A 25,586-nucleotide genomic window follows, 5' to 3' on the forward strand; every position below is an offset into this window, starting at 1 on the left:
GGTACGGCCGGGGCACGACGGGCCGAGGTACAGCGGTGAAGGAAGCGGGTCGTTGTGATGGGCGGGGAGCCGAGGGAGCGGAAGCGTTTCCTCTACGTGGTCGTGTGCGCGGCGGGCGTCGCCGGGCAGGTGGGGCGGCTGATCGCCGCGGCCCAGGAGTCCGGTTGGGACGTCGGGGTCGTCGCCACGCCCCAGGGGCTCGGGTTCATCGATCAGGCGGCCGTGGAGGCGCGTACCGGCTACCCCATCCGCTCCGCCTGGCGAAAGCCGGGCGATCCGCGACCGCTGCCGCCGCCGGACGCGATCGCGGTCGCGCCCGCCACGTTCAACACGATCAACAAGTGGGCCACGGGGATGTCCGACACGCTCGCCGTCGGCATCCTCTGCGAGGCCTACGGCATGGGCGTACCGATCGCCGCCCTGCCCTGCCTCAACAGCGCGCAGGCGGCGCACCCCGCGTACCGGGAGAGCCTGGACCGGCTGCGGTCGATGGGCGTACGGATCGGCTCCTGCGAGCCGGAGTTCCGCTGGGAGGAGGCGCTGGAGCTGCTCGACCCGCCGGCGCGCCCCTGAGGGCTCAACGATGTTTCACGTGGAACCGCGGGGGCGCGCCGGTGTGGTGATGCACTCGACCGGTGCTCACGCGCTCGAAGGGGCCGGGGCGCCTCCCGTCGCGGGTGGCGCGGACGGCGCGGCGTCCGGTGGGTCGTCCGCGCCGAAGCGCCGCCCCCGTGCCTCCGTGCCGAGCAGGGTGAGCACCACCATCAGGACGAGCGTCGGTGCCACCGTCACCATCAGGGCCGTCGAGTAGCTGTAGTGGCCGGCGAGCGACTCCTGCAGCGGCAGGTTCAGGGCGGCGATGCAGTTGCCCAACTGGTAGGTCACGCCCGGGTAGAAGCCGCGGATCGCGTCGGGGCTGAGCTCGTTGAGGTGCGCGGGGATGACACCCCACGCGCCCTGCACGCACACCTGCATCAGGAAGGAACTCAGCGCGAGCAGGCCCGCCGTGCGCGACAGCGCGAAGAACGGCACGAGCGGCAGCGCGGCGATGCCCGCGAACACGATCATCCTGCGCCGCCCGAACCGCTCCGAGTACGCGCCGAGCAGCGGCCCGCCGATCATCGCGCCCACGTTGTAGATGAGCGCGATGACGATGGCCGTGTCGGGCGTCATCCCGAGGCCCTTCTTGATGAAGGTCGGGTAGACGTCCTGGGTTCCGTGCGACATCAGGTTGAACGCCGTCATCAGCAGGACCAGGTAGACGAACCGCTTCAGGACCACCGGGTTGCGGAAGATCTTCCGCGCCGGAGTGGTGTTGCGCTTCGCCGACTCCTGCCATGCCTCGCTCTCGCCGACCCTGCTCCGTACGAACAGCGCGACCATCGCCGGGATCAGGCTGAACGCGAACAGGCCGCGCCAGCCGAAGGTGGGCTGGATGAACAGGAAGGCGAGCGCGGCCAGCAGGTAGCCGAAGGAGTAGCCGCCCTGCAGCATGCCGGACCAGAAGCCGCGCTTCTCCGTGGGTATCTTCTCCAGCGCGAGCGCCGCGCCGAGGCCCCATTCGCCGCCCATGCCGATGCCGTACAGCAGGCGCAGCACCAGCAGCACCGCGTAGTTGGGCGCGAACGCGCAGGCGAAGCCGACGACGGAGTAGAACAGCACGTCGACCATCAGGGGCGTTCTTCTGCCGCGCTTGTCGGCCCACAGGCCGAAGAGGAAGGCTCCTACCGGCCGCATGATCAGCGTGACGGTGGTCAGGAAGGCCATGTCGGTCAGCGAGACGTGGAAGTCGTCCGCGATCTCGCTGTAGACGAGCACGACGAGGAAGTAGTCGAAGGCATCCATCGACCAGCCCAGATAGGCGGCGATGAACGCGTTGCGCTGGTCCCTGGTGAGGCCGCGCGCTTGCCGCAACACCGTATTCAGCATTCGCGGAAGGTAAGACTTGGTGGTGGCCATGTCAACGGTGCGTTCGCCCGGTCCCGGCGGTGCGGTGGCCGGGGCCGGGCGGCGCCGCGATGCGGCGACGCGTGATCAGGAGCCGTAGACCTGGAACTCCCAGAGCGAGTCGCCGTACTGTGTGGCGCGCGCCGTGCAGTCGACGCGCACGTAGCGCCCCGAGCCGGTGATCGGCACGGTCTGCGTGCCGCCCGTCCCGTTGGCCGTCGAGTACACGTCGGTCCAGGTGGCGCCGTCGTCGGACGTCTGGATCCGGTAGGCCGTGGCGTAGGCCGTCTCCCAGTTGAGGACGACCTTGCTCAGTGTGTGCGTCGCGCCGAGGTCGACCTGCAGCCACTGCGGGTCCGAGAACCCGCTCGACCAGCGGGTACCGGTGTTGCCGTCGACCGCGTCCGCCGCCACGAAGCTGCTGTTCTCGGACGACGACGCGGTGGCCGGCCTGCCCTGTGACAGCAGCGTGCCGCCGCCCGGATCGCCGCCGCCACCGTCCGCCGGGGTTCCGTAGAGCGCCAACTCGTACAGGGAGTCGCCGTACTGGGAGGCTCTGGAGGTGGCGTAGACGCGCACGTACCGTCCCGAGCCGGAGAGCGCGGTGTCCTGGATGTCGGCCGGGCTGTTGCTGTTGGTGTAGATCGTCCGCCAGTCGGTCCCGTTGTCGGACGTCTGCAGTTGGTAACCGGAGGCGGCGGCCGCCTCCCAGGTCAGCGTCGCGTGGGTCAGGTCGTACGACCGGCCGAGGTCGACCTGGAGCCACTGCGGGTCCGAGAATCCGCTCGACCAGCGGGTGGTGACGTCGCCGTCGGTGGCGTTCGAGGCCGGGAAGTCCGCGCTCTCCGTGGACGACGCCGTGGTCGGCTTGGAGCGCGCGATGTTCGGCCCCAGGCCGGACTGGCCGGCGGGCGGCTTGTTGTAGACGGCGACGTAGTCGACGTTCATCGAGCCGCCGGACACGGTGCTCGCGTCGGGTCCGCCGCCGAACGCGGCCGGGAAGCCGCCGCCGATGGCGAGGTCGAAGATGATGAAGTACGAGTGGTCGACGGCGTTCGCCCAGGTGGTGGCGTCCACCTGATCGGCGCGCAGGGTGTAGAAGTTGGTGCCGTCGAGATACCAGCGGATCTGCTCGGGCGACGTCGACCTGTCGACCTCGACGGCGTACGTGTGGTAGCCCGTCTGGCAGCCGGGGCAGGCGTGTTCGCCGCTGCCGATGCCGCTGGACTCGTTGCAGGGGCCGCCGGGGCTGACCCCGCAGTGCAGGGTGGAGAAGACGGAGCTGCGGCCGTTGATGTCCTCAAGGATGTCGACCTCGCCCGAGCCCGGCCAGGGCACGCCGACACGCAGCGGTGAGCCGAGCATCCAGAACGCGGGCCAGTAGCCCGCCCCGTTGGCGGTCGTGACGTCGGGCTGCTGGATGGACGCCTGCATCCGCACGACGCCGCCGGGCTGCGCGCCGAACCCGTCGGCCTGTGTCTCGACGCGGCCCGACGTCCAGCCGGAGTTGGGGTCCGACCCCGAGTGCAGCGCCTTGAGCACGAGATGGCCGCTGCCGTCCTGGTAGACGTTGGACGTGCTGTTGGTCATGGTCTCGATCTCGCCGGTGCCGAAGCCAGAGCCGGCGCCGGTGTCGTACCGCCAGGTCCCGGTGTTCAGGCCGGTGCCGGCGGGGCCGTTGAAGTCGTCGCTCCAGGTGGTCGAGAACCCGGAGGGCGGCGCGGGCACGGCATCAGGGACGGCATCCTGGGCGGCGGCCTGACGGGCAGAGGCCGCTGAGCCCGCCGACGCCGGTGAGCCCGGTGCGCCGTGCTGGGCCGGTGCTCCGGCGAATGCGGCGGGCGCGCCGGCGAACGCCACCGCGGCTGCGGCCAGGGCGGCCACCAGACCGACGGCGGACCGCCGTCTCCGCCCTGTTCGCCCGCTGTGCTGGTTGTCTCCGCGCTTGCGTCTGAACGACATCCGTACTCCTTCACCTCATGGGGGTGCACGGCGACCGGGCCCGCGCGGGCCCGGCGGCCATGGCAGGGGGAGTTGTGAGAGCGCTCTCCGGAGAATCGTCCGGTGTCGCGACAGTGTCAAGGGATGGGGCGTCGTTGACAGCTCAGGCTAATAGGAATAGCTTTTAGCTAAGAATATTAGCCAAGAGGAGGCGTCATGACCGAGTACCTCGCCGTCGACGGCGGCACGATCGCTTACGAGGTGGCGGGGTCCGGCCCGCTGATCGTCCTCTCGCACGGCATGGGCGACAGCCGGGCCGCGTACCGCGCCGTGATCCCCCCGCTGGTCGCGGCCGGCTACCGGGTCGCCGCCGTCGACCTGCGCGGCCACGGCGAGTCCAGCACCGGCTGGCCGGACTGGAGCAGGACCGCGATCGCGGGCGACCTGCTCGCCGTGGTCCGCCACCTGGGCGGCCCGGCCGTGCTCGTCGGCCACTCGGTCTCCGGCGGTGCCGCCACCATCGCCGCGGCGCGCGAGCCGTCGCTGATCACCGCGGTCGTCGAACTGGCGCCGTTCACCCGCAAGCAGTCGGTCGCCCTCGGCGACCTGCGGGTGCGGCGTTTCCGTCGGGGCATGCTGCGGCTGCTCGGGACGGGCGTGTTCGGCAGCCGCCGGCTGTGGAGCTCCTACCTCGACGTGGCCTATCCCGGCGCCCGTCCGGCCGGCTGGGACGAGCGGCTCGGCCGCATCGACTCCCTGCTGCGCGAGCCGGGCAGGATGAAGGCCATGCAGGGCATGGGCCGCAGCGCCCCGACCGACGCAGGCGCGCACCTCGCGGACGTCCGCTCCCCGGTGCTCGTTGTGATGGGCACGCTCGACCCCGACTGGGCCGACCCGCGCGCCGAGGGCGCGGCGATCGTCGACTCCCTGCCCTCCGGGCTCGGCCGCCTTGAGATGATCGAGGGAGCGGGGCACTACCCGCACGACCAGTTCCCCGAACAGACGGTTTCGCTCATGCTCGCCTTCCTCGGCCGCTCGGACGCCACACGTGCCTAGGGCGGGCCTCGACACGGCGGCGGTGGTCGCGGCAGGTGCCGCAGTCGCCGACGAGGTGGGCATCGCCAACCTGACGATGGGCCTGCTGGCCGAGCGGGTGGGCGTGCGCACACCGTCGCTGTACAAGCACGTGGGCGGCCTGGAGGACCTGGGCCGGCGCATCGCGGCCCTCGCGCTGAGCGAGGCCGCGGACGCCGTGGGCTGCGCGGTCCAGGGGTACGCGGGGCGTGACGCCCTGGCGGCCGCGGCGCGCGCCTTCCGCACCTTCGTGCTCGACCACCCGGGCCGCTACGCCGCGACGATCGGCGTCGAGCCGACAGGTCCTGACGACCCGGTGGCCACCGCCGGCGGGCGGCTGCTCGACGGGTTCACGGCGGTCCTGCGCGGTTACGCCGTCGAGGAGCCCGACGTCGACCACGCACTGCGCATGCTGCGCAGCCTGTGCCACGGCTTCGCCACGCTCCAGTCGGCGAACGGCTTCCAGTGGAGCGCCGACGTGGACGAGAGCTTCGAGTGGCTGATCGCCTTCGCGGACCGTGGCCTGCGGGCCCTGTGAGGACGCCTATCGGGGGTCGGCGTCGGCTGCCTCCGCGGCCACGGGCGGAGTCGGGGAGGCAGCGGCCGCGGCCGCGGCAAGGACCTGCTTGCGCCCCGGCAGCCATACGCACAGCGCCGTCGCGACGAGCGAGAACGCCGACGCCCACCAGAACGCGACGTGGAAGCCCGAGACGGTCGAGCCCGTCCCGCTGCCGGAGACGGACCGTTCGAGGACGACGGCGAGCACCGCCGTGCCGAAGGACCCGCCGATCTGCTGCGCGGTCCGCGTCAGGACGCTCGAGTGCGCGATACGGGAGCGGTCGAGCCCGACGTACGCGGCCGTCATGACCGGCATGGTGACGGCGCCGAGTCCGGCGCCGCGCAGCAGCAGCCACAGGGCGAGCAGCCGGCCGTCGGTCGTGGCATCGGCGAAGCAGAACGGCACGGTCGCCCCCGCGACGACGACGAAACCGACGACGGCGATCGAGCGGGCGCCCACGCGATCGGTGAGCGGCCCGGCGATCTGACGGCTGAGCAGCGTCCCGACACCCTGCGGCACCAGCATGAGCCCGGCGGTCAGCGCGCTCACGCCGCGCACCTCCTGGTAGTAGAGCGGCAGCAGCAGCATGGCCCCGAACAGCGCGAAGCCCGACAGGAAGAGCACGGAGGACGCGGATCCGACCGAACGCGCCGCGAGGAGCCGGATGTCCACGAGGGGGTCGCGGCGGCGCAGCGCGTAGAGCGTGAAGGCGACGAGGAAGGCGACGCCGACGGCGAGCGGCGCGACGACGTCCGGGTGGGCGAAGCCGTCGGCGGAGCCGGCGTTCGAGAGCCCGAGGACCACGGTCGCGATGCCCGGGGCGAGCAGCACGAGCCCGCGCACGTCGAGCCGTGGCCGTGCGGCGGTGGCTGCCGGCGAGTCGTCGGCGAGGCAGAGGCCCGCGAGTATCAGCCCGGCCACGCAGAACGGCACGTTGACCCAGAACATGAAACGCCAGCTCAGGTTGGTGATGATCGCGCCGCCTGCGAGCGGCCCGAGGATCGGCCCGAGCAGTGCGGGCAGCGCGACCCAGGCCATGGTGCGGCCGAGCGCGCGTCCGCCGGCCGCCTGCATGATGAGCGTCGTCATCACGGGCAGCATCAGGCCGCCGCCGAGCCCCTGCACGACGCGCCAGCCGATGAGCGACCCCGCGTCCCACGCGAGACTCGACCCGATCGAGCCGGCGAGGAAGACCGTGAGGGCGAACATCCAGACCCGCTTGCCGCCGAAGCGTGCGAGCGCCCAGGTGCTGAGCGGGACGGCCACGCCGAGGGCGAGCATGTAGCCGGTGGTGACCCACTGGATCGTCGAGACGGGCACATGCAGGCTCGTCGCGAGCCGGTGCAGCGCGACGCTGACGATCGTCGTGTCGAAGACCACGGCAAGCGCCCCGACGACGAGGACCATCGCGGTCCTCAGCACCTTCGGGTCGACCCTGTTGCTCGCGGGTGCGTCAGCGGACAGAGCAGACATCACGCCCCCCTTACCCCATTAAGAGTTGTGTTCATTCCTTAATGTCGAAAGTACGCGGCGGACGGAAGGAATGCAAGCTTCTCTTATTTGGGGAGCCTCTATCCTGGAGCGCATGACGAGCGAGCGGACCGCCCCCTCCGAGCCGGCGCCGGAAGCGGTCAAACGCAGGCGCCGAGGGGCTGAACTCGAGAGCGCGCTCCTCGCCGCGGCCTGGGACGAACTGGTGGAGGCGGGCTTCGCGAAGCTGACGATGGAGTCCGTCGCGGACCGCGCGAAGACCGGCGTCGCGGTCCTCTACCGCCGCTGGACGGACAAGAACGACCTCGTGCTCGCCGCCGTCCGCCACTACGGCGACACCCATCCGGTCGCCGTCCCCGACACCGGCAACCTGCGCGACGACATGATCGCGCTGATCGTGAACGTCAACGCGGGACGGATGGAGCTCGCGGCAATCGTCGGAGCGACGTTCGCGGGCCTGCACGACAGCACGGGGATCACCCCGGAGGACGTCCGCCGCATCGTGCGCGGCGACGGCCCCTGGCGATCGGACGTGGTGTTCCGCCGGGCCCACGAGCGAGGCGAGATCGACCTCGCGCGGATCCCTCAGGACGTGCTGGACCTGCCGTTCCAACTGGTGCGCCAGGACATCCTCATGACGCTGCGGCCCCTGTCGGCCGAGCGGATCCGGTCCATCGTCGACGACATCTTCTGGCCGCTCATCATGTCGTCGCGCCCGGCCCGTCGCCCGGCCGCAGGGTGAGCAGCGTGATCTCGCTCGGGGCGAAGACCCGGAAGGGCGGGCCCCAGAAGCCGGTCCCCCGGCTGGTGTAGAGCCGGGTGCGCTCGCCGTGCCTGCTCAGGCCGTGCACCACCGGCTGGTCGATGCGTACGAGGAAGTTGAACGGCCAGATCTGGCCGCCGTGCGTGTGCCCGGAGACCTGCAGATCGATGCCGGCCGCGGCCGCCTGCTCGACGTACTTGGGCTGGTGGGCGACGAGCAGGACCGGCCGCCCGGGGTCCGCCCCCGCGAGCGCGCCGCGCAGGTTCGCGCGGTGCCCGGCCAGGCCGGAGGACTCCGCCGTCACGTCGTCCACACCGGCGAGTACGAGGTGGTCGCCGCCGCGCTCCACGACGACGTGGCGGTTGTGCAGCGGCTCCCAGCCGAGTTCGGCCATCCGGTCGAGCCACCCCTGGGCCTCGCCGAAGTACTCGTGGTTCCCGGTGACGTAGACCTTCGCGAGCCGTGACCTGATCGTCCCCAGCGGCGCGGACTGCCCACGACGCTGGGCCGGGGTGCCGTCCGCGATGTCGCCCGCGTGGACCACGACGTCCGCGTCGAGCGCGTTGACCGCCTCGGCGACACGCTCCGACCAGCCGGCCCGGTCGATCGGCCCGAAGTGGGTGTCGGCCAGCACCACGACGCGGGTTCCGTCCAGGCGGCCGCCGAGCCGCGGAACGTGGACGTCGAGCCGCTTCACCCGCGGCACGCGCATCGCCTCGTAATGTCCCCACGCGAGCAGGGCGGCCGACACCACGGCGACGCCCATGGCGATGGACCTCGCCCGCCCGGCGCCGCCGATGCCGAGAGCGATCAGCGCGAGGTGCACGAGGCCGCCGAGTACCGACCAGGTGAACAGCACCCAGACCGCGCCGAGAGTGGCGTCCGCGACGCGCGCCGCCCGGTCGCTGCGCCGCCGCCCGTGGCCCGCGGCCATGAGGAAGGGGAAGGAGACCAGCCAGCAGGCGAAGACGGCCGTGCCGGCGACGAGGACGGGGAACGGCCGGCCCGTACCGGCGGCGAACAGCGTCCACCACGGCAGGAAGAACAGCAGAACGAGGACGAGGAGGACCACGGCCCCGCCCAGGCGCCGGCGCGTCGAGCGCGGGGGCCGCTCGCTGCCGTCCGGCGCGGACGGCGAACCCGGCACGGGCTCTGCCGGGCCCGCCTCCGCCCCGACGGACCGGCTGCCTGCCCCTGCCTCTGCGTCTGCCACCGCGCTGCCCCTCACGTCCGCCACACGACCCGTACCCATTGCCCCCATGAAGATGATGGCACCCAACTGCAGTTTGCTAACGCCTACTTGTGGCAGCAGCCGGCGGCGTGGTGCTCTGGGGGCTCGCGGCAACCCGACGTCACGAAAGGGAACGAGTCTCGTGATCAAGCAAATGGCAGCAGTTGCGGCACTGATCCCGGCCATGCTGGGCGTCACGACCGCCACCGCTTCGGCACACACGGCGCACCCGGCACCGAAGGCGGACGCGGCGGTGGTCACCTTGACCTACGACGCGAGCCAGGCAGGGCAGTGGGCGGGCGCGATCAGCCAGGGCGCGCAGAACTGGAACGCGGCGGTGCACAACGTGCGCCTGGAGCCCGCGACTTCGCCCGGCTCGGCGAACTTCGTCTACGTGGCGACCAGCGGCTGGCCCCAGACGACGCTCGGGCCGATCGTCCCAGGCGGCAGGAGGGGCGAGGTGCAACTGGGCCAGGAGGCCGTCGACGAGGGCTACGCCATGACCCGGATCACGGCGCACGAGACCGGGCACATCCTCGGGCTGCCCGACGACTACAGCGGGCCCTGCTCGGAACTGATGTCAGGTCACGGCCCGGGCCCGTCGTGCACCAACGCCAAGCCCAGCGCGGCGGAGGCGGCGCAGGTCGACCGCAACTACGCGGGCGACGCGGCGGCGCCGGCCCCGAAGCGGCAGCAGATCGTGATCGACGCCTGGCCCGCACCGGCCCTCGCCGGCGCGCACTGACGGGCCCGCGCCGGCTGCTGTGCCGTCCGGCGGCTCACCCGTGCCCGACGAGGTAGAGAGCGAGCACGCAGAGCGTGGCGACGAGGGCGTTCCTCAGCGCACGGGTGGGCAGTGCGTGGGCGATCTTCCAGCCGACGAGCACGCCCGCGAGCTCGGGAAGGCCGACCAGGGCGGCAAGGGGCCAGTCGATCGTTCCGTGGACCAGGTAGCCGACGGTCCCGACGGTGGCGATCACGATCGACTGCGCCTGTGCGCAGGCCAGCGAGCGGAGCACGGGCAGGCCCGCCGCGGCGAGCAGCGGTACGGCCAGCATGGGGCCGCCGACGCCCACGATCCCGCTGAGGACCGCCACCGCGAACCCGAGGGCGACGATCAGCGGCGTCGGCGGCGCCGGCGGCACGGCCTGTATCGCCTGTGTCGCCGGGGCGGTCGCTGCCGTCTGCGGGGAGGTGGCCGGCGCGCCGTCCGTGCGCTTGGCGCGGTACCAGACGAGGCCGGCGGTCGCCGCGACCACGCAGCCGAGCACCACAGCGAACGCGTGCCTGGACACGGCCGTCCCGGCCAGCACTCCGAGCGGCGTACCGACGAGGGCCGTACCGGCCAGGACCAGCGCGATCCGGCGGGTGTCAGGCTCGCGCAGCTGGCCCGAGCGCGTGTAGGCCGCGGTGCCCAGGGCGCCCGTGGCGACGTGGGTGACGATGGAGGTCCCGGCCACCTGGGCGGGTGACAGTGACGTCAGGGCGAACAGCCCGATCGTGGGCAGCACACCCCCGGGACCGACAGCCGTGATGCCGACCCCGCCGACCAGGCCGACGGCGCCCAGGAACAGCAGCCCGGCCGCGCTCAAGGCCGCCCCTCGGGACCGCGGTACAGGGTGGCCCGCAGGCTCATCCGGTCGGCGCGGATGCGCAGCGTCTCGACGTCGACCGGCGTTCCGTCGGACAGGCGCGTGAGGCGGTCGATGACGAACACCGGCGCCCCGGCGGGCACGTCGAGCAGCGCCGCGGTGCCGCGATCCGCGACGGCCGCGCGCACCTCGATCTCGGCCCGGCCGAGTGGGCAGCCGATGGCCTCCTCGATCACGGCGAAGATGTCACGGCCCTCCAGGTCACCCCGCAGCACGCCGAGGCCGACGTCGGCGCTGAGATAGGTGCTGTCCAGGGAGACGGGGACCGAGTCGACGCGACGGACACGCTCGATGTGCACGGCACCGGCCCCGGCCGCAAGGCACAACCGCTCGCGGACCTCGGCGGGCGGATCACCGACGACCTCGGCGACGAGGACCTCGTTGGTCACGCTCCCGTGCCCGGCCAGCGCCTCCGCGAGCCCTTCGAGCCGGCCGAGGCCGTGCCCGTACGTCGGCGTCACGACCACGGTGCCCACCCCGCGGCGACGCGTGACCAGGCCCTCGTCACGCAGCATCCCGAGCGCCTCGCGGACCGAGTTCCGCGAGGCGCTCAACTCCTCGGCGAGGCTGAGCTCATCGGGCAGCACACCGCCGAGGACCCCGTCGGAGATCCGCTGCCGCAGCGAGTCGGCCACCTGCCGCGCCCGCTCGGCCCTCGGCCGACTCGACACCCACGCGGCCGGCTGCCCCTGGTCCTTCTCCTCCATGAGGCCCAGCATAGGGGAGGTCCGCCAGAGGTCCGCCACTGGTACGCCAGAGGTCCGCCACTAGCGTCTCGCGGAGCTCATGCGTGCCTGAGCTCCGCCGGCTGTGCCGAGCGACGCAGCAGGGGCAACGAGGTGGCCACGGACAGGAGACAGGCGGCGAGCATCAGGGGCGGGACGGCCAGGGCCGTGTACGGCACGGTGAGCCCGTGTCCGACGATCGACGCGTACCAGACCCCGACGGCCAGACCGCCGGCACCCGAGATCAACAGGGCCGGTGCCAGGGGCAAGGCGGTTTCGAGGAGTACCGCGTGGCGCAGAACCCTCCGCGGCACGCCCGCGGCGACCTGCTGGGCAAGTGCCCTGCGCCGGGCGCCCACGGATTCGGCGGCGCTTACGGCGACCGAGACGAGGACGATGAGGAGGCCGACCAGCACCGCCGTACCCGCCAGGTCGATCCCGGTGGTGTAGAAGTCCAGGTCGGTGGGGCCGTACTCGTTGTGCTGCAGACCATCGAGCAGTGCTTTCCGTACGCCCACGAAGCCGGTGCCCACCACTGTCACCAGCAGGACGGCCGCATGGGTGCGGGCCGAGGCCCAGGGATCGGCGGACAGTCGCTCGGCGGCGATCAGCAGGGCCGGATTCTGCGCGCGCGCCGCGTACCGGCGTCCTGCCAGCCTGGCCATGCCACCGCTCACCCCCAGGGCTCCGGCTCCGACCAGGAGCAACACGCAGAACAGAAACAGGGGAGTCAGCGCGGCTGCCCCGTAGGCGGGCGTGAGGATGCCGCCGCTCACGGCCACCACGACCAGGAACATGCCCAGGGCGAGGGCCCGGCCGCCGCCTTGTCCACCCGGCAACCGTCGCACCTCGCCGAGGGGCGAGGCGACCACCCGGCGCAGCGCGGTCAGGCTCACCGCCACGCCCACGACCGGGACCGCCAGCAGGACAGCGGCCACCAGCCACCAGAGCCGAGCCGGCGGCCGGCCCGCGTCGAGCACACCTGCGGCCACCGCCACGGTGCCCACGACCGAGCCCGCCAGGCAGGCGACCCCGGCCTCCAGCGCGGCGATTCGCCGCACCCGCCCAGGAGCGGCGCCCGCCAGCCGCAGCCGTGCCATACGGCGATCGCGGTGCACGGCGCCCAGCCGGGCGCACTGCCCGAGGAAGCCGAGGCCCGGCACCAGCAGGAGCAGCAGTACCAGGAGCACACCACCGCGCTCGCCAGGACGGTCCAGCAGGCCATCGGCGAACGAGAGGTGCACGTACCCGTGTACGGACACCACGGTAGCGGCCACCGCACCCAGGACGGCCACGCCGGCCGCGCCCACGGCTGTGAGGCCGATCCGCCACCACTCACGCCGGTTCGAACCGCTGGTCAGCAGCCAGGCCAGCTGCAGATCCGCTCTCACGCCGACACCTCAAGGGCGCCCGTCCTGCCGTCCGCCAGCCGGATCTCACGGTCGGCATAGGCGGCGATCGTCGCGTCATGCGTCACCAGCAGCACCGCCGCGCCCAACTCTCTTACGGCGGTGGTCAGCTCGGTCATCACCTGCTCACCCGCGAGCGAGTCCAGTGCTCCTGTCGGCTCGTCGGCGAACACGATCTTCGGACCCGTGACCAGTGCACGGGCCAGCGCTACGCGCTGCTCCTGGCCGCCGCTGAGTTCGCCGGGGCGTGCCTCGGCCCGGTCAAGCACCCCGAACCGCTCCAGCCAGGAATGCGCCTGGCCATGGGCGTCACGCCGGTCGGTTCCGCCCAGTACCAGCGGCAGGGAGACGTTGTCCACCGCTGTCAGCTCGGGAATCAGCTGCCCGAACTGGAACACCACTGCGAACTCGCTTCGTCGCAGCTCGCTGAGCCGGTCCTCGGACGCGTGGGCGAGGGGCTCGTCGCGGTACGTCACCTGCCCGTGGTCGGGGCGGACTATCCCCGCCATGCAGTGCAGCAGGGATGACTTGCCGCTACCGCTCGGACCGGTCACGGCTACGAACTCTCCGGCTCGCAACTGCGCCGACGCGCCGCGCAACGCGGGGGTCGAACCGTAGGCCTTGTACAAGCCCCGTGCTGCGAGCAGCGGTTGGCCGGACACGGGTTCGGTGGTGTTCACGTGGATTCGACCTCCGCGGTCAAGGTGGCGAGCCGGTCGGCGGTGGTCGTCATCCAGCGCAGATCGGCGTTGAGGTGAGTGAGGGCGTAGTCCGCCGAGAGCACCGTGGTGAGATCGGCGTCCTTCGCGGACTTCACTGCCGTGAGCTCTCGCATCCGCTCCATGTGTGCGGCCCGCTGCGCCGCCAGGTAGGCCGCGGGGTCACCGCCGGACAGGATCGCGACGACGACCTTCGCGAAGATCTCGTTCGCGACGAACGGTGCGGACGGTGTGACGGACCCGGCCCAGTCGGCGAGTTCACGCGCCCCGGCATCCGTGCTGCGGTACATGGTCCGCTCCGGCCCGCCGTCGGAACCGGTCTCCTCGACCTCGGCGAGCCCGTCCCGTACCAGCCTCTGCAGCGTTGTGTAGACCTGCCCGTAGGCGAGCGGCCGAGCCTGGGGGAAGCGCTCGTCGTGCCGGTGCTTGAGGTCGTATCCATGCCTTGGGCCCATGGCGAGCAGGCCAAGGAGGATATGGCGGGTGCTCATGAGACCCCACTATTCACTCAGTACATGTACTGAGTGAATAGTTTGCCTGAAAGTCGGGTGTGACCTATCTCTCGGTCCGGAAGTGACGTAGGTCAGGGGGCCTCCTCCGGCGAGGAGGGCACCAGCTCAGTGCCGGCCGAACTGCCGGTGGACGCACTGGCTCCACTGATGGACGTGGTTGAGGTGGTAGCAGCTCTGCGTCCTGTGCGCGAACCACACGGCGGCGATCGCGACCGCGGCCGACACCAGGATCGCGGCGGCGGACAGCACCGCACCGGTGATGGCCTGGCCCCGGCCGACGCCCGTGCGCCTCGCCGTCCTGAGCGCGACGAGGCCGAGCACCAGGCCCAGGAGCCCGAGCAGGCCGCCGACGGACACGATCGAGGTGGCCAGGCCGACGCTGCCGAGCACTGCGGCGGCCACGGCCGAACCGTTCCGGCCGGCCGGCTGCCCAGCGGTCCCTTGGATGTTCATCCGGCGTCCTCTCGTACTCCCCGAACTGGTCGAGGCACGATCATGGTGCGCGGGTGCGCGGGCGGGCATCGCGCATCAGGGGGGAAAGCCGCTCCCCCGATCGGGGGAGGGCGTCTTTGACCTGCTCGGCGATACTGGCGTACGTGATTCGGGGACTTCGGCCGCTGCTGCGCGGCTCCACGTACGCGGGTGCGCTCTTCGCCTACTGCGGCGCGCTGGCGAGCCTTCCGCTGCTGCCCGTGGCGCTTGTGCCGGCTCTGCTGTGGCCGTCCGCTCCCGAGGGGGTCCAGATCGTGCTCGTCCTCTCGCTCTGGGCGGCACTGATCGGGGCGGTGGGGCTGTCGCGTGTGTCACGGCGCGTGCTCGTCGCCTGCGCCGGCCGGGCGCTGCGGGTGCCCCTGCCTGAGCCGGTGACACCTCGTGCGCGGCCCGCCGGCCCGTCCGGAACTGCTTCGTCTTCCGCCGCGTCCGGAAGCGACCGCCTGCGGACCCCGCTGTGGCTGGTGCTGCACGCGGCACTCGGGTGGTCGGCGATGCTGCTGACCGCTGTGCTGACGGTCGCCGGCGTGGCCCTGCCAGGGAACTGGCTGGGCTCCCAGGCACGGATGACGCTGTTCGGCCGGTCGCTGCGAGTCACCGACGGCTGGGACAGCTGGGCGGCCGCGCTCGGCTGCCTGCTGCTGGCGGCGACCGTGTGCGTGCTGGTGTCGAGCGCACTGCGACGGCTGGCACCGAGACTGCTCGGGCCATCGGCGGCCGAGCGGCTCGCGCTGGCCGCCGAGCGGGAACTGCGGCTGGCCGAACGCAACCGGCTGGCCCACGAGCTGCACGACTCGATCGGGCACACCCTGACCGCGACGACGATCCAGGCGGCGGTGGCGGGCCAGGTCCTCGCCGCCGACCCGCCGGCGGCACGTGCCGCCCTGCGCAGCATCGAGGAGTCGTCCAGGGCCGCGCTTGAGGATCTGGACCACGTGCTGGGGCTGTTGCGCGAGGAGGAGAGGGCGGCGGACACCGCGCCGACCCGCACCCTGGCCGACCTGCCCGAACTGCTCGACCGCCTGCGGCACGCGGGAGCGGTGGTGGAGCCGCGGCTGACGGGCGGGCTGGCGCAGGTGCAGGGGACGCTGTCCCGCGCGGCGTACCGGATCCTCCAGGAGGGGCTGACGAACGCGCTGCGGCACGGGGCGGGCGGCCCGATCGAGGTCCGGGTGGCGGCCGCGCCCGACGTGCTGGAGCTCAGCGTCGTCAATCGGACGGGCGCGCGCACGGGCATGGACGCGGGCGCCTTCCCGACGTCCGGGCACGGCCTGCCAGGACTGGCCGAGCGGGTACGGCTGCTGCACGGTGAGTTCGAGGCCGGTCCGCACGGCCCGCGGCACTGGCGGTTGGCGGTACGGCTGCCCGTACGGCTGCCGGCATGACCGGCGACGAGCCGGGCGACGCCGTCACCCTCCTGATCGCGGACGACGACGAGGTGACCCGTATCGGGCTGCGCACCCTGCTCGCGGCGCAGCCGGGTATCAGCGTCATCGGTGAGGCCGCCGACGGCGTCGAGGCGGTCGAGCGGGCACGCGAGCTGCGCCCCGACGTGGTCCTGATGGACGTGCGGATGCCGCGTCTCAACGGCATCGACGCCACCCGGCAGCTGCTCGCCGGGTCCGCCGAGCCGCCGAAGGTCGTGGTGATCACCACCTTCGAGAACGACGGCTATGTCACCGCGGCGCTCAGCGCGGGAGCCGGCGGATTCGTGCTCAAGCGGCTTCCGGTCCCGCAGATCGCGGAGGCGGTGCGGGTGACGGCGTCGGGCGAGGCGATCCTCTTCCCGGCGGCGCTGCGCCGGATGGTCACCGCCCGCCCGCTGGGCTCCGCCGAGGCACTGCCGAGGGCGGCGCTGACCGGGCGCGAGGAGGAGGTGCTGCGGTTGATGGCGACCGGGTTGTCCAACCCGGAGATCGCCGAGCTGCTCACGGTGAGCCAGGAGACGGCCAAGACGCACGTCGGGAACATCCTGACCAAGCTCGGCGCGCAGAACCGGACCCACGCGGTGGTGATCGCCTACGAGTCCGGCCTGGTGGTACCGGGCTGCCTCGCCGACTGAACGCGACGCCGACCGAACGCGGCCGCCGACCGAACGCGGCCGCCGACTGAACGCGGCCGGCGACCGGACGCGGCCGGCGCGTCCCGCGAAGGCGGTCGCCCGCCGGCCGTGCGTGTCAGCCGTCTCGCCGTGGCGCCGGCAGCAGCAGGTCGCGCTCCGGGTGCTGTTCGCCGGTCACCCGCCCCTGTACGCCCAGGTCGGCGCGGGCCGACTCGTGGAAGGCGTTGATGGCGCGGAACGCGACGCGGTTTCGCTCCCGCCACTCCTCCAACGTGCCGGTCACCTTGCCGTTGGCCTGCCAGTCGACCTCGCGCACCGCGGCGTGCAGCTCGTGCGCGGCCTCGACGACGTCGTCCCCGCCGAGGAGCATGATCTGCTCGAAGGACCGGCCCTGGAACCGCTCGGCCTCGGCCAGGTCGGCGACCAGCTCCGTCTCGGGGATGTCGCTGAGCCGCAGGCCCTCGCGGTGCTCGTAGAGCCTGACCGCCAGGAAGATGCCCGTCCGCACGCGGTCGACGAACTGCGAGTAGGCGTCGAGCTTGCGGTTGTCCCACCGGGTCAGCAGCTCGTACTTGACCTTGCCGCGCTCCGTCAGGTGGTTGGTGAGGTGCGTCGTGAGCGCACCGAGCAGCACGGCCGCCACCGTCACGATCTGCTCGCCGGTTCCCAAGCCGTCCCCCCGATGACCCGAGTCAACTGCGTCCCGGAGGATCTTAGAAGCCCAAGAGGCCTGCCGCACCAGGGGATTGGGACTCGGACTCGGACTCCCGGACGTCACGACATCGGGTACGTCCACCCCAGGGACGACAGCTGCCGTGCCCTGGCCTCCACGACGGCCATCCGCGCGCCGCGTTCCGCCGGGTCCGTGTGGGCGGCCTGATGGGTGGCCTGACCGTGCCACTTGCGGTACAGCAGGCCGGTGTCCCGCGTGAACCACCCGGTACTCACCGCGTTCAGCGCGAGCAGCAGCCCGGTGTCCTCCGAGGCGGGGAGCGCCATCCACCCGCCGAGCGCGACGACCAGCTCCCGGCGTGCGAAGAGCGTTGCCGGATGGACCTGGGCGCGGTAGTCGTTCGCACGCCAGAACCCCAGGACCGCCCCGCGCTCGATGCGCCCCGGTCGCGGGTCGGCAGGGAAGCCGGCGGTGCTGCCGTCGGGCAGCAGGTCCAGGACCCGGGAGGTCGCCCAGCCGATGGACGGGTCCGACTCAAGGGCGGCCAGGTCGCGCGCCAGGGCTCCGGGGAGCAGCTGGTCATCGGCGTCCAGGACCTTGACGTACGCGCCGTCCGCTACCGCGAGCGCCAACGTACGCGCCGTGCCGGGACCGCCGGGACGCCCCTGCTTGAACGTCACGCGCGGGTCGTCGGGCACGTACTCGGCGACTTCGCCGGTCATGCCGTCCTGCTGGACGACCCAGTGCCACTCGCAGCGCTCGGGCAACTCCTGCTCGCACAGGGACTTGTACGCCTCGGGCAGGAAGTGGGCGGACGGGCCGTGCACCGCGGTGATGACGGTGATGCGCGTCGGCGGGCGTGCCGCGATCCGCTCGTACGCCTTGGCCATGGGTGCTCACCGTTCCGTCGTTCGCAAGAGGCAGGTTACGCGTGGCCTTCGACGTGGCCGTCCGCGGTCCGCCGGGTGCCTCTGGTCAGGGCGGGGAGGGTCAGGGTGATCGCCACGCCGATCAGGGTGAACACGGTGAGGCTGTAGAAGCTGGTCACCGAGTTGAACGCGTCGGTCAGCCATCCCACGAACAGGGGACCGACGAACCCGCCGACGTTGCCCAGCGCGTTGATCAGCCCGCGTTGGGGCGCGGCCTTGCCCGGGCCGGAAAGGAGCGGAGGCATGGTCCAGAACACCCCCGAGGGGGCGTGGAGGAAGAATCCGCACGCCAGGATGAACGCGAACGACAGCCACACCTGCCCCTCGAACAGGTTGGACAGGACGAGGCTCACGGCGAAGCCGAGCAGGCCGAACGCGGTCCAGAACCTCCGGTTGCCCCTCCTGTCGGACCACGCGGCCAGGAAGAAGCACCCGGCCATGGACACCAGGTTGGGGAGCGCGCTGAGCAGCGCGGCCATACCGATTCCGGTGTGGGTGAGGTTCTTGATGGTGGTGGGCAGCCAGAGCGAGAACCCGTAGATGCCGACGCTCATGCAGAAGTAGACGAGGACCAGCTTCCAGGTGGTCGGCTGCTTGAGGACCTCGATCAGTACCTTCCGGTCGACCGGGGCGGTCTCCTGCGCGTGTTCTTCGGCGAACTTCGCGGCGAGGTAGTCCTTCTCCCGCCGGGACAGGCTGGTGGATTCCTCGGGCCGGTTGCTTATCAGCGGCAGACACGCCGCGAGGAGCGCGAACGACAGCAGGCCTTCGGCGATGAACAAGGTCCGCCAACTGCCCAGGGTGATGAGCCATCCGGCGAACGGCCCCCCGACCACGCCGGCGATGGCGCCGTTCATGAGGAAGAAGCCGTTCGCACGGCCGCGTTCCTGGTTCGGGAACCAGCGGGTGATGATGATCAGGATGGCGGGGAACAGCCCGCCTTCCGTGACGCCGAGCAGGAAGCGCACGAGCACCATCTGCCATCCGGACTGGACCAGCCCGGAGAGGATCGAGACGACGCCGAACGCTGCGACGGTCCAGGCCACGTACGCCTTGGCGCTCCGCCGCTCGGCGATCATCGCGCCGGGAACCTGCAGGAACAGGTATCCGATGAAGAAGATGCCGGCCACCAGGCCGGAGAAGGTCGTCGACAGCGCCAAGGTCTTGCTCATGCCGCCGGCGACGGCGTAGCTGATGTTCGACTTGTCCAGTGAGGCGACGACGTAGATGAGCACCACTGCGGGCAGAACCCGCAGCCATCGGGCTCTCGGGACCGGCTGCGCCCCTACGTCCTTGGCGGCGGTGGCGGAAGTGGCGGAGGTGGTGGCGGTGGCGGCCGGTGGTTTTGCTGACACGAGCGGCTCCGATCGTGAGCAGGGCAAGAGGGGGGATTCACCAACGGGGAGTGGAGGGGGTGACCCAGTCCGAGTCGGCCGTGCGCATCGCCGCCGCGTCGTCGCGGTCCCGGAACCCGCCGTCGTCGTCGAGCCAGCGCCGGTGCAGGGCGGCGAGCCTTTCGCGGTCGAGTTCGACACCCAGGCCGGGGGCGTCGGAGACGGTGACCTTGCCGTCGGTGAACGTGGGCCGTTCGGTCAGGACGTCCTCCGACTGCCACGGATAGTGGGAGTCGCAGGCGTGGTGGAGGCCGGGGACGGTCGAGGCGACATGGGTCATCGCGGCCAGGCTGATGCCCAGGTGGGTGTTGGAGTGCATGGAGACCCCGACGCCGAAGGTGCGGCAGATCGCGGCGAGTCGCTGGGTGTTGCGCAGTCCGCCCCAGTAGTGGTGGTCGGAGAGCACGACCTGGACGGCACCAGTGGTGAAGGCCTCCTGGACCTCGGCGAAGGTCGTCACGCACATGTTGGTGGCGAGCGGCACCCCGGTCCGCGCGGCGACCTCGGCCATCGCGGGCGTGCCGAGCGCCGGGTCCTCCAGGTACTCAAGGACGTCCCGCAGCTCCTCGGCCACCTTCAGCGAAGTCTCCACCGACCAGGCACCGTTGGGGTCGAGCCGTAGCGGGTGGCCAGGGAAGGCCGCGGCGAGCGCGCGGATGGCGGCGATCTCCTCGTCCGGCGGGAAGACGCCTCCCTTGAGCTTGAAGGAGGTGAACCCGTACCGGTCCTTGAACGTGCGCGCCTGCTCGACGATCCCGGCCGGATCCAGGGCCGCGCCCCAGTCGTCCTTCTCGCCGTTCCCGTTCGGGTGTTCGGCCCACTTGTAGAAGAGGTAGGCGCTGTACTCGACTTCGCTTCGCACCTTGCCGCCGAGCAGGGCGTGCACGGGCAGGCCGAGTGCCTTGCCGAGCGCGTCCAGGCAGGCGACCTCGAACCCGGACACGACGGACAGCCGCAGCTTTTCGGCGGTCTGCACGCCGCGCAGACCGCCCACGTCCACCTGGCCGGTGACCCGGGAGGCGTCGACCGTTACCCGGTCCGCGAGTTCGAACAGGCCGTTCAGATCGCTGACGGGATGCCCCACCAACCTGTCGGCGAACGGCCGGGCCAGTTCGAGGTACTTGGCGTCGCCGTAGGTCTCACCGACGCCGGTGGTCCCGTCCGCGGTGACCACCTCCACGATCAGGCGGGGGGTGTAGGGCTGATGGATGCCCTGGGTGTTCAGCAGGGGCGGGTCGGCCACCAGGATCGGGGTCAGCCGCACCTCGGCGATGGACAGGTCACGGATCACAGGTCGGCTCCTACGAGGTCGAGTCCGGTGGTGAGCAGGCTTTCGAGGTCCGCCATGTCGGCGGCGCACGGGTCGGTGAGCGGCGCACGGACCGGGCCGACCCGGCGGCCGCGCAGCCGGGCCGCGGCCTTGACCAGCGAGACGGCGTACCCGGGCGCGCGGTCGCGCAGTTCCACGAACGGGACGTAGAAGCCGCGCAGCAGCCTGTCGGCCAGGTCGTCGTCGTCCTCTCGTACCGCGGCGAAGAAGGCGTTCGCGATCTCCGGGGCGAACGCGTGGACGGCCGAGGAGTAGGCCGGCACACCGACGGCCGCGTAGGCACGTGCCTGGATCTCGGCGGTGGCCGCCCCGTTGAAGAAGAGGAAGCCCTCAGGGGCCGCGAGGGTGAGCCGCTGGAGGCGATCGAGGTCGCTGTGCCCGTCCTTGAGGCCGATGACGCCGGGAATCCTCGCGACGCGCAGGAACGCATCGACTCCGAAGGCGACCGGCCCGCGCTGGTAAGCGATCAGCGGGAGCGGGGTGCGGGCGGCGATCTGCTCCAGCTGGGCGACCAGGCCGTCCTGCGGGGCGGCGACCAGGTAGTGCGGCATGACCAGGAGCGCGTCCGCGCCGGCTTCCTCGGCGACCCGGGCGAACCGGACGGCCTGCGCCCATCCGTAGCCGATTCCCGCGACGACCGGGACCCGGCCGGCCGCCTCCTCGACCGCGACCGAGACGACCCGCGTGTACTCCTGCTCGTCCAGCGAGAAGAACTCGCCCGTTCCACAGGCCGGGAACACGGCCCCGGGTCCGGCGGCGAGCTGAGTGGCCACATGGGCGCGAAAGCCGTCGATGTCGAGGCCGCCGTCGGAGCGGAAGGAAGTGAGCGGGAAGGACAGGACACCGCGCCCCATCGCTTCCCGCAACCGCCTCGCCGCGGCGACCGACCCTGCTCCCGTGTCCAGACCTACGTCGGACTGCACGTGATCCATCTCCATACGTAGATGCATTTCATGTATGGAGATGGACATTAGGTCGGCGATCATCGGGCGTCAATGGTCGTGCGGTGCCGACTACGATGCGGCTCATGACGCAGACGGCGGGCGGGGCAGGCGGCGTGCGTGAGGTGAAGTCCGCTGCGCGCACGGTCGAACTGCTCGAACTGCTCGCCGCACGCGGCGACCGCCCTGCACGTCTGCAGGAGCTGGCGGACGAGCTCGAAGTGCCGCGCAGCTCGATGTACGCGCTGCTGCAGACCTTGATCTCCCGCGGCTGGGTCCGCACCGATCTCACCGGCTCCCTGTACGGCATCGGCATCCACGCCCTGCTCGCCGGAACCAGCTACCTCGACTCCGACCCCCGCGTCCGCCTGGTGCGCCCCTACCTCGACGAGGCGTCCCAAGCACTCGGCGAGACCCTGCACATGGGCCGACTGGACGGCCGGGACGTGGCCTACCTGGCAACCCGGGAATCACACGAGTACCTGCGGACGATCACCCGGGTCGGTCGCCGGTTGCCCGCCCACGTCGGGGCGTTGGGCAAGGCCCTGCTCGCCGAGCGCCCGGAGGCAGAACTGCCACCCGAGGAACCCCTCAAGGCCCTCACCCCCCACACGCACACCACCCACGCCTCGCTGGCGGCCGACCTCGCCGCGACACGCACCCGCGGCTACTCGATCGACCGGGAAGAGGGCGTTCTCGGAATCGTCGGCTTCGGCTTCGCCCTCCGCTACGACCGGCCGGCCCAGGACGCCATCAGCTGCTCAGTACCCGTAGCCCGCCTGACACCCGAACGCGAAGACCGGATCGTGACCGTCATACGGGAAGCCAGGTCGAGGATCGAGGCGGCCGCCCCGGCGGCGGGCGGCGCGACGTACTGGCGCTGAGCCGCGACCCCGCCGGGACGGCGTGCCGCGTGGACCGGGGGCTCTCCACCGGGAGCTTTGATGGGGGCTGGTTCGAACGGGGCCGGACGGGGGCGAATGAGACCGAAACTGAGACCACCGGAACGCCGCAGCCGGATCTGCTCAGCCGCCACTGCTGCTCCGTGACCGGCGCCGCTTCAGCGCGGCGCGTCCCGGCTTGGCCGCCATCCGGGCCGTTCAGCAGCTGTCGCTGACCTCCTGGGTCATTTGTCCAGGACGCGGATCGCCATCACGGTTCCGTCGGCGCGGACGGACACGGCGTTCCATTGCCCTGATGCGCTGTGGTCCGGCCACTGCCCACGTAGCGCGTGTACTTCGCGACGGTATTCGTTGACGCGGCCGTGGTGGAGGTGCATATACAGGCTCCTCTTGAGTCCGGAGAATGCCTCTACACGGGTGCCGTTGAGTCGGTAGATGTGGTCTGTGCCGACGAAGTCGATGTCGTGGATGCGGTGCTCCGCATCTCGCAGTTTGGCCGGGTCTGTGCGGTCGCCGTACAGGAAGTGGCGTTGCCCTTGTTCCTTGGTCAGGTACTGGGCGGTGGGTTTGCCGCCTCCGGTGAAGGCTGTGAGTGCGGCTGCTTCCGTTCGTGCCAGCACGACGCTGAACCATGCGTAGGAGTCGGGCAGCACCTGAAACCCGGGGATGGTCGTCTCGCCGCGGTCTGTGGGGCGCATGACGTCGGCCATGAGGTTGCCCTGCTTCAGGACGAAGTCCAGGTCGGCTCCTGACGTTTTTCCGGGTGTCCGGAGAATGGTCGTGCCTGGCGCCTCGAGAGCGTGCAGAGTGAGGCTCTCCGTGGCGGAGATCTCGGTGCCTATGAGCAGGTAAGGGATGGTGCCGTAGGCTCCGACGTGCACCGACTCCACGTGGGCACTGGCCGTGCTGAGCTGCTTATGCACCTGATGGGCCCTGCTGTGCGTGCCCTTCGAGGCGAGGAGAATGACCTTCGACGGCTGCCCTGATTGCCAGGCTTCGACGAAGAAGTGCGGCCTTCGCTGCAGTGGCTCAGGGCGAGGGCCGGCACCGGAACTGCTCAGGGACCAGCCGGCTTTCAAGGCGATGTCTGCCGGGATGACGGAGACCGAGTGGTCGGGGTACCGGGACCTGACGATGTTCTCGGCCAGCAGTGAGGCGAAGCCGGTGCCGATTTCTCCGGACTGGGTGGCCTTGTAGAAGCGCAGGAGCTCGCGCCCCTCGGTAGACAGCTGCAGGTAGCGGCCTCGGTTGGCTTCCAGGGCCTGGTTGTAGCGGAGGCTGCCCCAGTGCTCAGCGAGTCCTCGCCCCGCGCCCTGGCGGGCCGAAGCGACGCCGAGGCCAATGGCGTGGATGACCTGCCAGGGCGTGAGTGCCAGTGATCGCGGCGCTCTCCCGACGGCTCGGTAGTCGGTGCGTCGGCGCAGTGGACCCCGCCCGTCCTCCACTCGTTTCTCGTCCTCTTCTGCCGCAGCCTTGGTGACCTGGGCAGCAAGTTCGATGGACGAGCGGACCTGCACGTGGGAGGTGGTGCTGAGCTCGTGGAGGATCTCGGTAACGGCTTTGGATTCGCCCTCGTTCACCAGCAGCCCTTCCGTCGACGTCGTGTGGCGTGAGCCGGAGGACGGTAGAACGGGGCGGGGGAGCGCAGGCAAGTACGCAATAGAGGGCGCAGGCCGTGATTCGGCCAGATCCGACGGACCTGCCGGCGGGGACCGCTACCCGTGGCGCAACCGGGCCGGCCTCGGTCACGCAGATTTGCTTATGGCCGACTCGTCGGACGCCGCCTGCTGTAGCAAGGTGGCGACGTTCTTCATGCGCGGCTTCTTGCCAAAGAAGTTGCGGTACTTCTCGACGGTCCCGATCTCCTTGATGACCTTCTCTACCCAGGCGTCGGTGTACAGATAGGTTTTCACCGGCTCGTCGTAGATGCAGTACCGAGCATCGGTCAGGCACGGATCAGTCGCGTCCTTGGCGGGCCGGACGTTGAACCGCCTCCACATTTCGGTGTGCTCACCGTAGGCACTGAAGTAGAAGGGCAACCTCGCCTCAACGCGCTCCGCCACGGTGGTCGCACGGAGCTTCGCTTTGTTCGTCACCTCGATGTGCTTCATCTTGGTCACGACGGTGCCCGTGCGCCCAGCCTCCATCATGACCTCGCGCTCCTCGTCCGTCAGATCGTTGTAGTTGACGAACTCGACCGCGAGATCCGCGTCGGTCTTGTTGCCGACGATGGGCACCAGCCGCACCCGGTAGTCGTAGCGCAGATCATCCTTCACGGCCTGGTCCATGCCCGCCTCGAACCGCGTCACCAAGTCACGCGTCCCCTTGGGGAGCTTGGCCGCCGCCTCGCGCTGCTGAGCCTGACCTTCCGTCGTCAACGACTGGAGTGTGATCGGGAAGCGGAGCAGGTGAGCAAGGCTGTAGTCCAGACCGAAATGCGCTACCCGCTCCTGCTCGTAATTCATGACGAGCGCCTGGGCCTTGCCGCCGGTCACGATCTTGAGGTTGTGCTCGTACCGGTGCTCCACCTTGTTGCGGAGGGCCACGAAGAGTTCTGCGTTCCGGCGCACGGCGGCGTCAGTGCTGTCGGGGTAGCGCTTCTTGAGGCACTGCTCCAAGTCCCAAGCACTCGGCTCACCGTCGATCATCTTGTACTGACCGGTCTGCCGGTCCTTGTAGTTGAAGTCGACGCCGTCCTTCTTGAACTCGGCGTGCAAGAGGTAGAGCCACGCCTTGTGCATGTGCGTGAGGAAGTCGCTGAAGTTGCCCGTGGAGCAGTTCCACTCGTCCACTGCCTTGAGGGCGTGCCGCTCCGACTCGTTGAGCATGTGTCGCCAACG

General features: G+C 71.0%; 25 protein-coding genes. 8 read left to right on the top strand and 17 right to left on the bottom strand.

Annotation, left to right across the window (positions count from 1 at the left end; translation table 11 throughout):
- Positions 1–57: 57 nt before the first annotated feature.
- Positions 58–573, top strand: coding sequence for a flavoprotein (locus tag IH48_RS0119595; RefSeq protein ID WP_030905935.1), 516 nt, complete (start codon positions 58–60; stop codon positions 571–573).
- Between the two features lie 66 nt (positions 574–639).
- Here the strand turns inward: IH48_RS0119595 and IH48_RS0119600 are convergent, their stop codons facing one another.
- Together IH48_RS0119600 and IH48_RS37075 are read right to left on the bottom strand one after the other, a co-directional pair.
- Complete coding sequence (locus tag IH48_RS0119600) at positions 640–1,929, bottom strand: MFS transporter (RefSeq protein ID WP_051840163.1); 1,290 nt, start codon at positions 1,927–1,929, stop codon at positions 640–642.
- 105 nt (positions 1,930–2,034) lie between these two features.
- Positions 2,035–3,909, bottom strand: a complete 1,875-nt coding sequence (locus tag IH48_RS37075; RefSeq protein ID WP_078849862.1) for a discoidin domain-containing protein — start codon at positions 3,907–3,909, stop codon at positions 2,035–2,037.
- A 195-nt stretch (positions 3,910–4,104) separates the two neighbouring features.
- Here IH48_RS37075 and IH48_RS0119610 point away from each other — a divergent pair, with 195 nt between their 5' ends.
- Together IH48_RS0119610 and IH48_RS0119615 are read left to right on the top strand one after the other, a co-directional pair.
- Complete coding sequence (locus IH48_RS0119610) at positions 4,105–4,944, top strand: alpha/beta fold hydrolase (protein WP_030905944.1); 840 nt, start codon at positions 4,105–4,107, stop codon at positions 4,942–4,944.
- A gap of 22 nt (positions 4,945–4,966) precedes the next feature.
- A complete protein-coding gene (locus tag IH48_RS0119615; RefSeq protein WP_030905946.1) occupies positions 4,967–5,500 on the top strand; it encodes a TetR/AcrR family transcriptional regulator in 534 nt (177 codons plus the stop codon).
- Positions 5,501–5,506: 6 nt separating this feature from the next.
- Here IH48_RS0119615 and IH48_RS0119620 read toward each other — a convergent pair whose 3' ends face one another.
- Positions 5,507–6,994, bottom strand: a complete 1,488-nt coding sequence (locus tag IH48_RS0119620) for an MDR family MFS transporter (protein ID WP_051840166.1) — start codon at positions 6,992–6,994, stop codon at positions 5,507–5,509.
- Positions 6,995–7,106: 112 nt separating this feature from the next.
- Here IH48_RS0119620 and IH48_RS0119625 point away from each other — a divergent pair, with 112 nt between their 5' ends.
- A complete protein-coding gene (locus IH48_RS0119625; RefSeq protein ID WP_030905951.1) occupies positions 7,107–7,754 on the top strand; it encodes a TetR/AcrR family transcriptional regulator in 648 nt (215 codons plus the stop codon).
- On the opposite strand, the gene IH48_RS0119630 is transcribed toward IH48_RS0119625, so the two are convergent.
- On the bottom strand, positions 7,714–8,922 hold the full coding sequence (locus tag IH48_RS0119630; protein WP_030905954.1) for a metallophosphoesterase: 1,209 nt from the start codon (positions 8,920–8,922) through the stop codon (positions 7,714–7,716). The two genes, IH48_RS0119625 and IH48_RS0119630, sit on opposite strands and share 41 nt — an antisense overlap.
- Before the next feature lie 226 nt (positions 8,923–9,148).
- On the opposite strand from IH48_RS0119630, the gene IH48_RS0119635 reads away from it, so the two are divergent.
- Positions 9,149–9,751, top strand: coding sequence for a snapalysin family zinc-dependent metalloprotease (locus tag IH48_RS0119635; RefSeq protein WP_199809974.1), 603 nt, complete (start codon positions 9,149–9,151; stop codon positions 9,749–9,751).
- A gap of 34 nt (positions 9,752–9,785) precedes the next feature.
- Here the strand turns inward: IH48_RS0119635 and IH48_RS0119640 are convergent, their stop codons facing one another.
- The 6 genes from IH48_RS0119640 to IH48_RS0119665 all read right to left on the bottom strand — a co-directional run bounded on the left by IH48_RS0119640 (position 9,786) and on the right by IH48_RS0119665 (position 14,425).
- Positions 9,786–10,598, bottom strand: a complete 813-nt coding sequence (locus tag IH48_RS0119640; RefSeq protein WP_030905959.1) for a sulfite exporter TauE/SafE family protein — start codon at positions 10,596–10,598, stop codon at positions 9,786–9,788.
- The gene (locus tag IH48_RS0119645) at positions 10,595–11,365 is read right to left on the bottom strand and encodes a GntR family transcriptional regulator (RefSeq protein ID WP_051840219.1); all 771 of its coding nucleotides are present in this window, start codon (positions 11,363–11,365) and stop codon (positions 10,595–10,597) included. Before IH48_RS0119645 ends, IH48_RS0119640 begins: the two co-directional genes overlap by 4 nt.
- Positions 11,366–11,442: 77 nt before the next feature.
- Positions 11,443–12,774 carry a hypothetical protein gene (locus IH48_RS0119650; protein ID WP_030905962.1) on the bottom strand — a complete coding sequence of 444 codons (1,332 nt, stop codon included), beginning with the start codon at positions 12,772–12,774 and terminating at the stop codon, positions 11,443–11,445.
- The gene (locus IH48_RS0119655) at positions 12,771–13,472 is read right to left on the bottom strand and encodes an ABC transporter ATP-binding protein (protein WP_030905964.1); all 702 of its coding nucleotides are present in this window, start codon (positions 13,470–13,472) and stop codon (positions 12,771–12,773) included. The genes IH48_RS0119650 and IH48_RS0119655 overlap by 4 nt, the downstream gene beginning before the upstream one ends.
- Positions 13,469–14,002, bottom strand: coding sequence for a PadR family transcriptional regulator (locus tag IH48_RS0119660; RefSeq protein ID WP_030905966.1), 534 nt, complete (start codon positions 14,000–14,002; stop codon positions 13,469–13,471). Before IH48_RS0119660 ends, IH48_RS0119655 begins: the two co-directional genes overlap by 4 nt.
- Positions 14,003–14,128: 126 nt before the next feature.
- Positions 14,129–14,425, bottom strand: coding sequence for a hypothetical protein (locus IH48_RS0119665; RefSeq protein WP_030905968.1), 297 nt, complete (start codon positions 14,423–14,425; stop codon positions 14,129–14,131).
- 194 nt (positions 14,426–14,619) lie between these two features.
- On the opposite strand from IH48_RS0119665, the gene IH48_RS0119670 reads away from it, so the two are divergent.
- Complete coding sequence (locus IH48_RS0119670; RefSeq protein WP_030905971.1) at positions 14,620–15,900, top strand: sensor histidine kinase; 1,281 nt, start codon at positions 14,620–14,622, stop codon at positions 15,898–15,900.
- Positions 15,897–16,577, top strand: a complete 681-nt coding sequence (locus IH48_RS0119675) for a response regulator transcription factor (RefSeq protein ID WP_030905973.1) — start codon at positions 15,897–15,899, stop codon at positions 16,575–16,577. Before IH48_RS0119670 ends, IH48_RS0119675 begins: the two co-directional genes overlap by 4 nt.
- Positions 16,578–16,692: 115 nt before the next feature.
- Here IH48_RS0119675 and IH48_RS0119680 read toward each other — a convergent pair whose 3' ends face one another.
- The 5 genes from IH48_RS0119680 to IH48_RS0119700 all read right to left on the bottom strand — a co-directional run bounded on the left by IH48_RS0119680 (position 16,693) and on the right by IH48_RS0119700 (position 21,757).
- Positions 16,693–17,247: a hypothetical protein gene (locus tag IH48_RS0119680; RefSeq protein WP_107059327.1), complete on the bottom strand. Its 555-nt coding sequence runs from the start codon at positions 17,245–17,247 to the stop codon at positions 16,693–16,695.
- 104 nt (positions 17,248–17,351) lie between these two features.
- On the bottom strand, positions 17,352–18,140 hold the full coding sequence (locus tag IH48_RS0119685; RefSeq protein ID WP_051840169.1) for a glycosyltransferase family 2 protein: 789 nt from the start codon (positions 18,138–18,140) through the stop codon (positions 17,352–17,354).
- A 35-nt stretch (positions 18,141–18,175) separates the two neighbouring features.
- The gene (locus tag IH48_RS0119690; RefSeq protein WP_078849864.1) at positions 18,176–19,534 is read right to left on the bottom strand and encodes an MFS transporter; all 1,359 of its coding nucleotides are present in this window, start codon (positions 19,532–19,534) and stop codon (positions 18,176–18,178) included.
- A 37-nt stretch (positions 19,535–19,571) separates the two neighbouring features.
- Positions 19,572–20,864, bottom strand: a complete 1,293-nt coding sequence (locus tag IH48_RS0119695; RefSeq protein WP_030905981.1) for a glucarate dehydratase family protein — start codon at positions 20,862–20,864, stop codon at positions 19,572–19,574.
- Complete coding sequence (locus IH48_RS0119700) at positions 20,861–21,757, bottom strand: 5-dehydro-4-deoxyglucarate dehydratase (RefSeq protein ID WP_420705513.1); 897 nt, start codon at positions 21,755–21,757, stop codon at positions 20,861–20,863. Before IH48_RS0119700 ends, IH48_RS0119695 begins: the two co-directional genes overlap by 4 nt.
- A gap of 173 nt (positions 21,758–21,930) precedes the next feature.
- On the opposite strand from IH48_RS0119700, the gene IH48_RS0119705 reads away from it, so the two are divergent.
- Positions 21,931–22,728: an IclR family transcriptional regulator gene (locus tag IH48_RS0119705; RefSeq protein ID WP_030905986.1), complete on the top strand. Its 798-nt coding sequence runs from the start codon at positions 21,931–21,933 to the stop codon at positions 22,726–22,728.
- A gap of 242 nt (positions 22,729–22,970) precedes the next feature.
- Here the strand turns inward: IH48_RS0119705 and IH48_RS0119710 are convergent, their stop codons facing one another.
- Together IH48_RS0119710 and IH48_RS0119715 are read right to left on the bottom strand one after the other, a co-directional pair.
- Entirely contained in the window at positions 22,971–24,326 is a 1,356-nt protein-coding gene (locus IH48_RS0119710) for a hypothetical protein (protein WP_030905989.1), read from the bottom strand.
- A gap of 165 nt (positions 24,327–24,491) precedes the next feature.
- A complete protein-coding gene (locus IH48_RS0119715) occupies positions 24,492–25,574 on the bottom strand; it encodes a DUF3644 domain-containing protein (protein WP_234434317.1) in 1,083 nt (360 codons plus the stop codon).
- Positions 25,575–25,586 lie beyond the last annotated feature (12 nt).

Source organism: Streptomyces sp. NRRL F-5126, assembly GCF_000721265.1.
Taxonomy (GTDB): Bacteria; Actinomycetota; Actinomycetes; order Streptomycetales; family Streptomycetaceae; genus Streptomyces.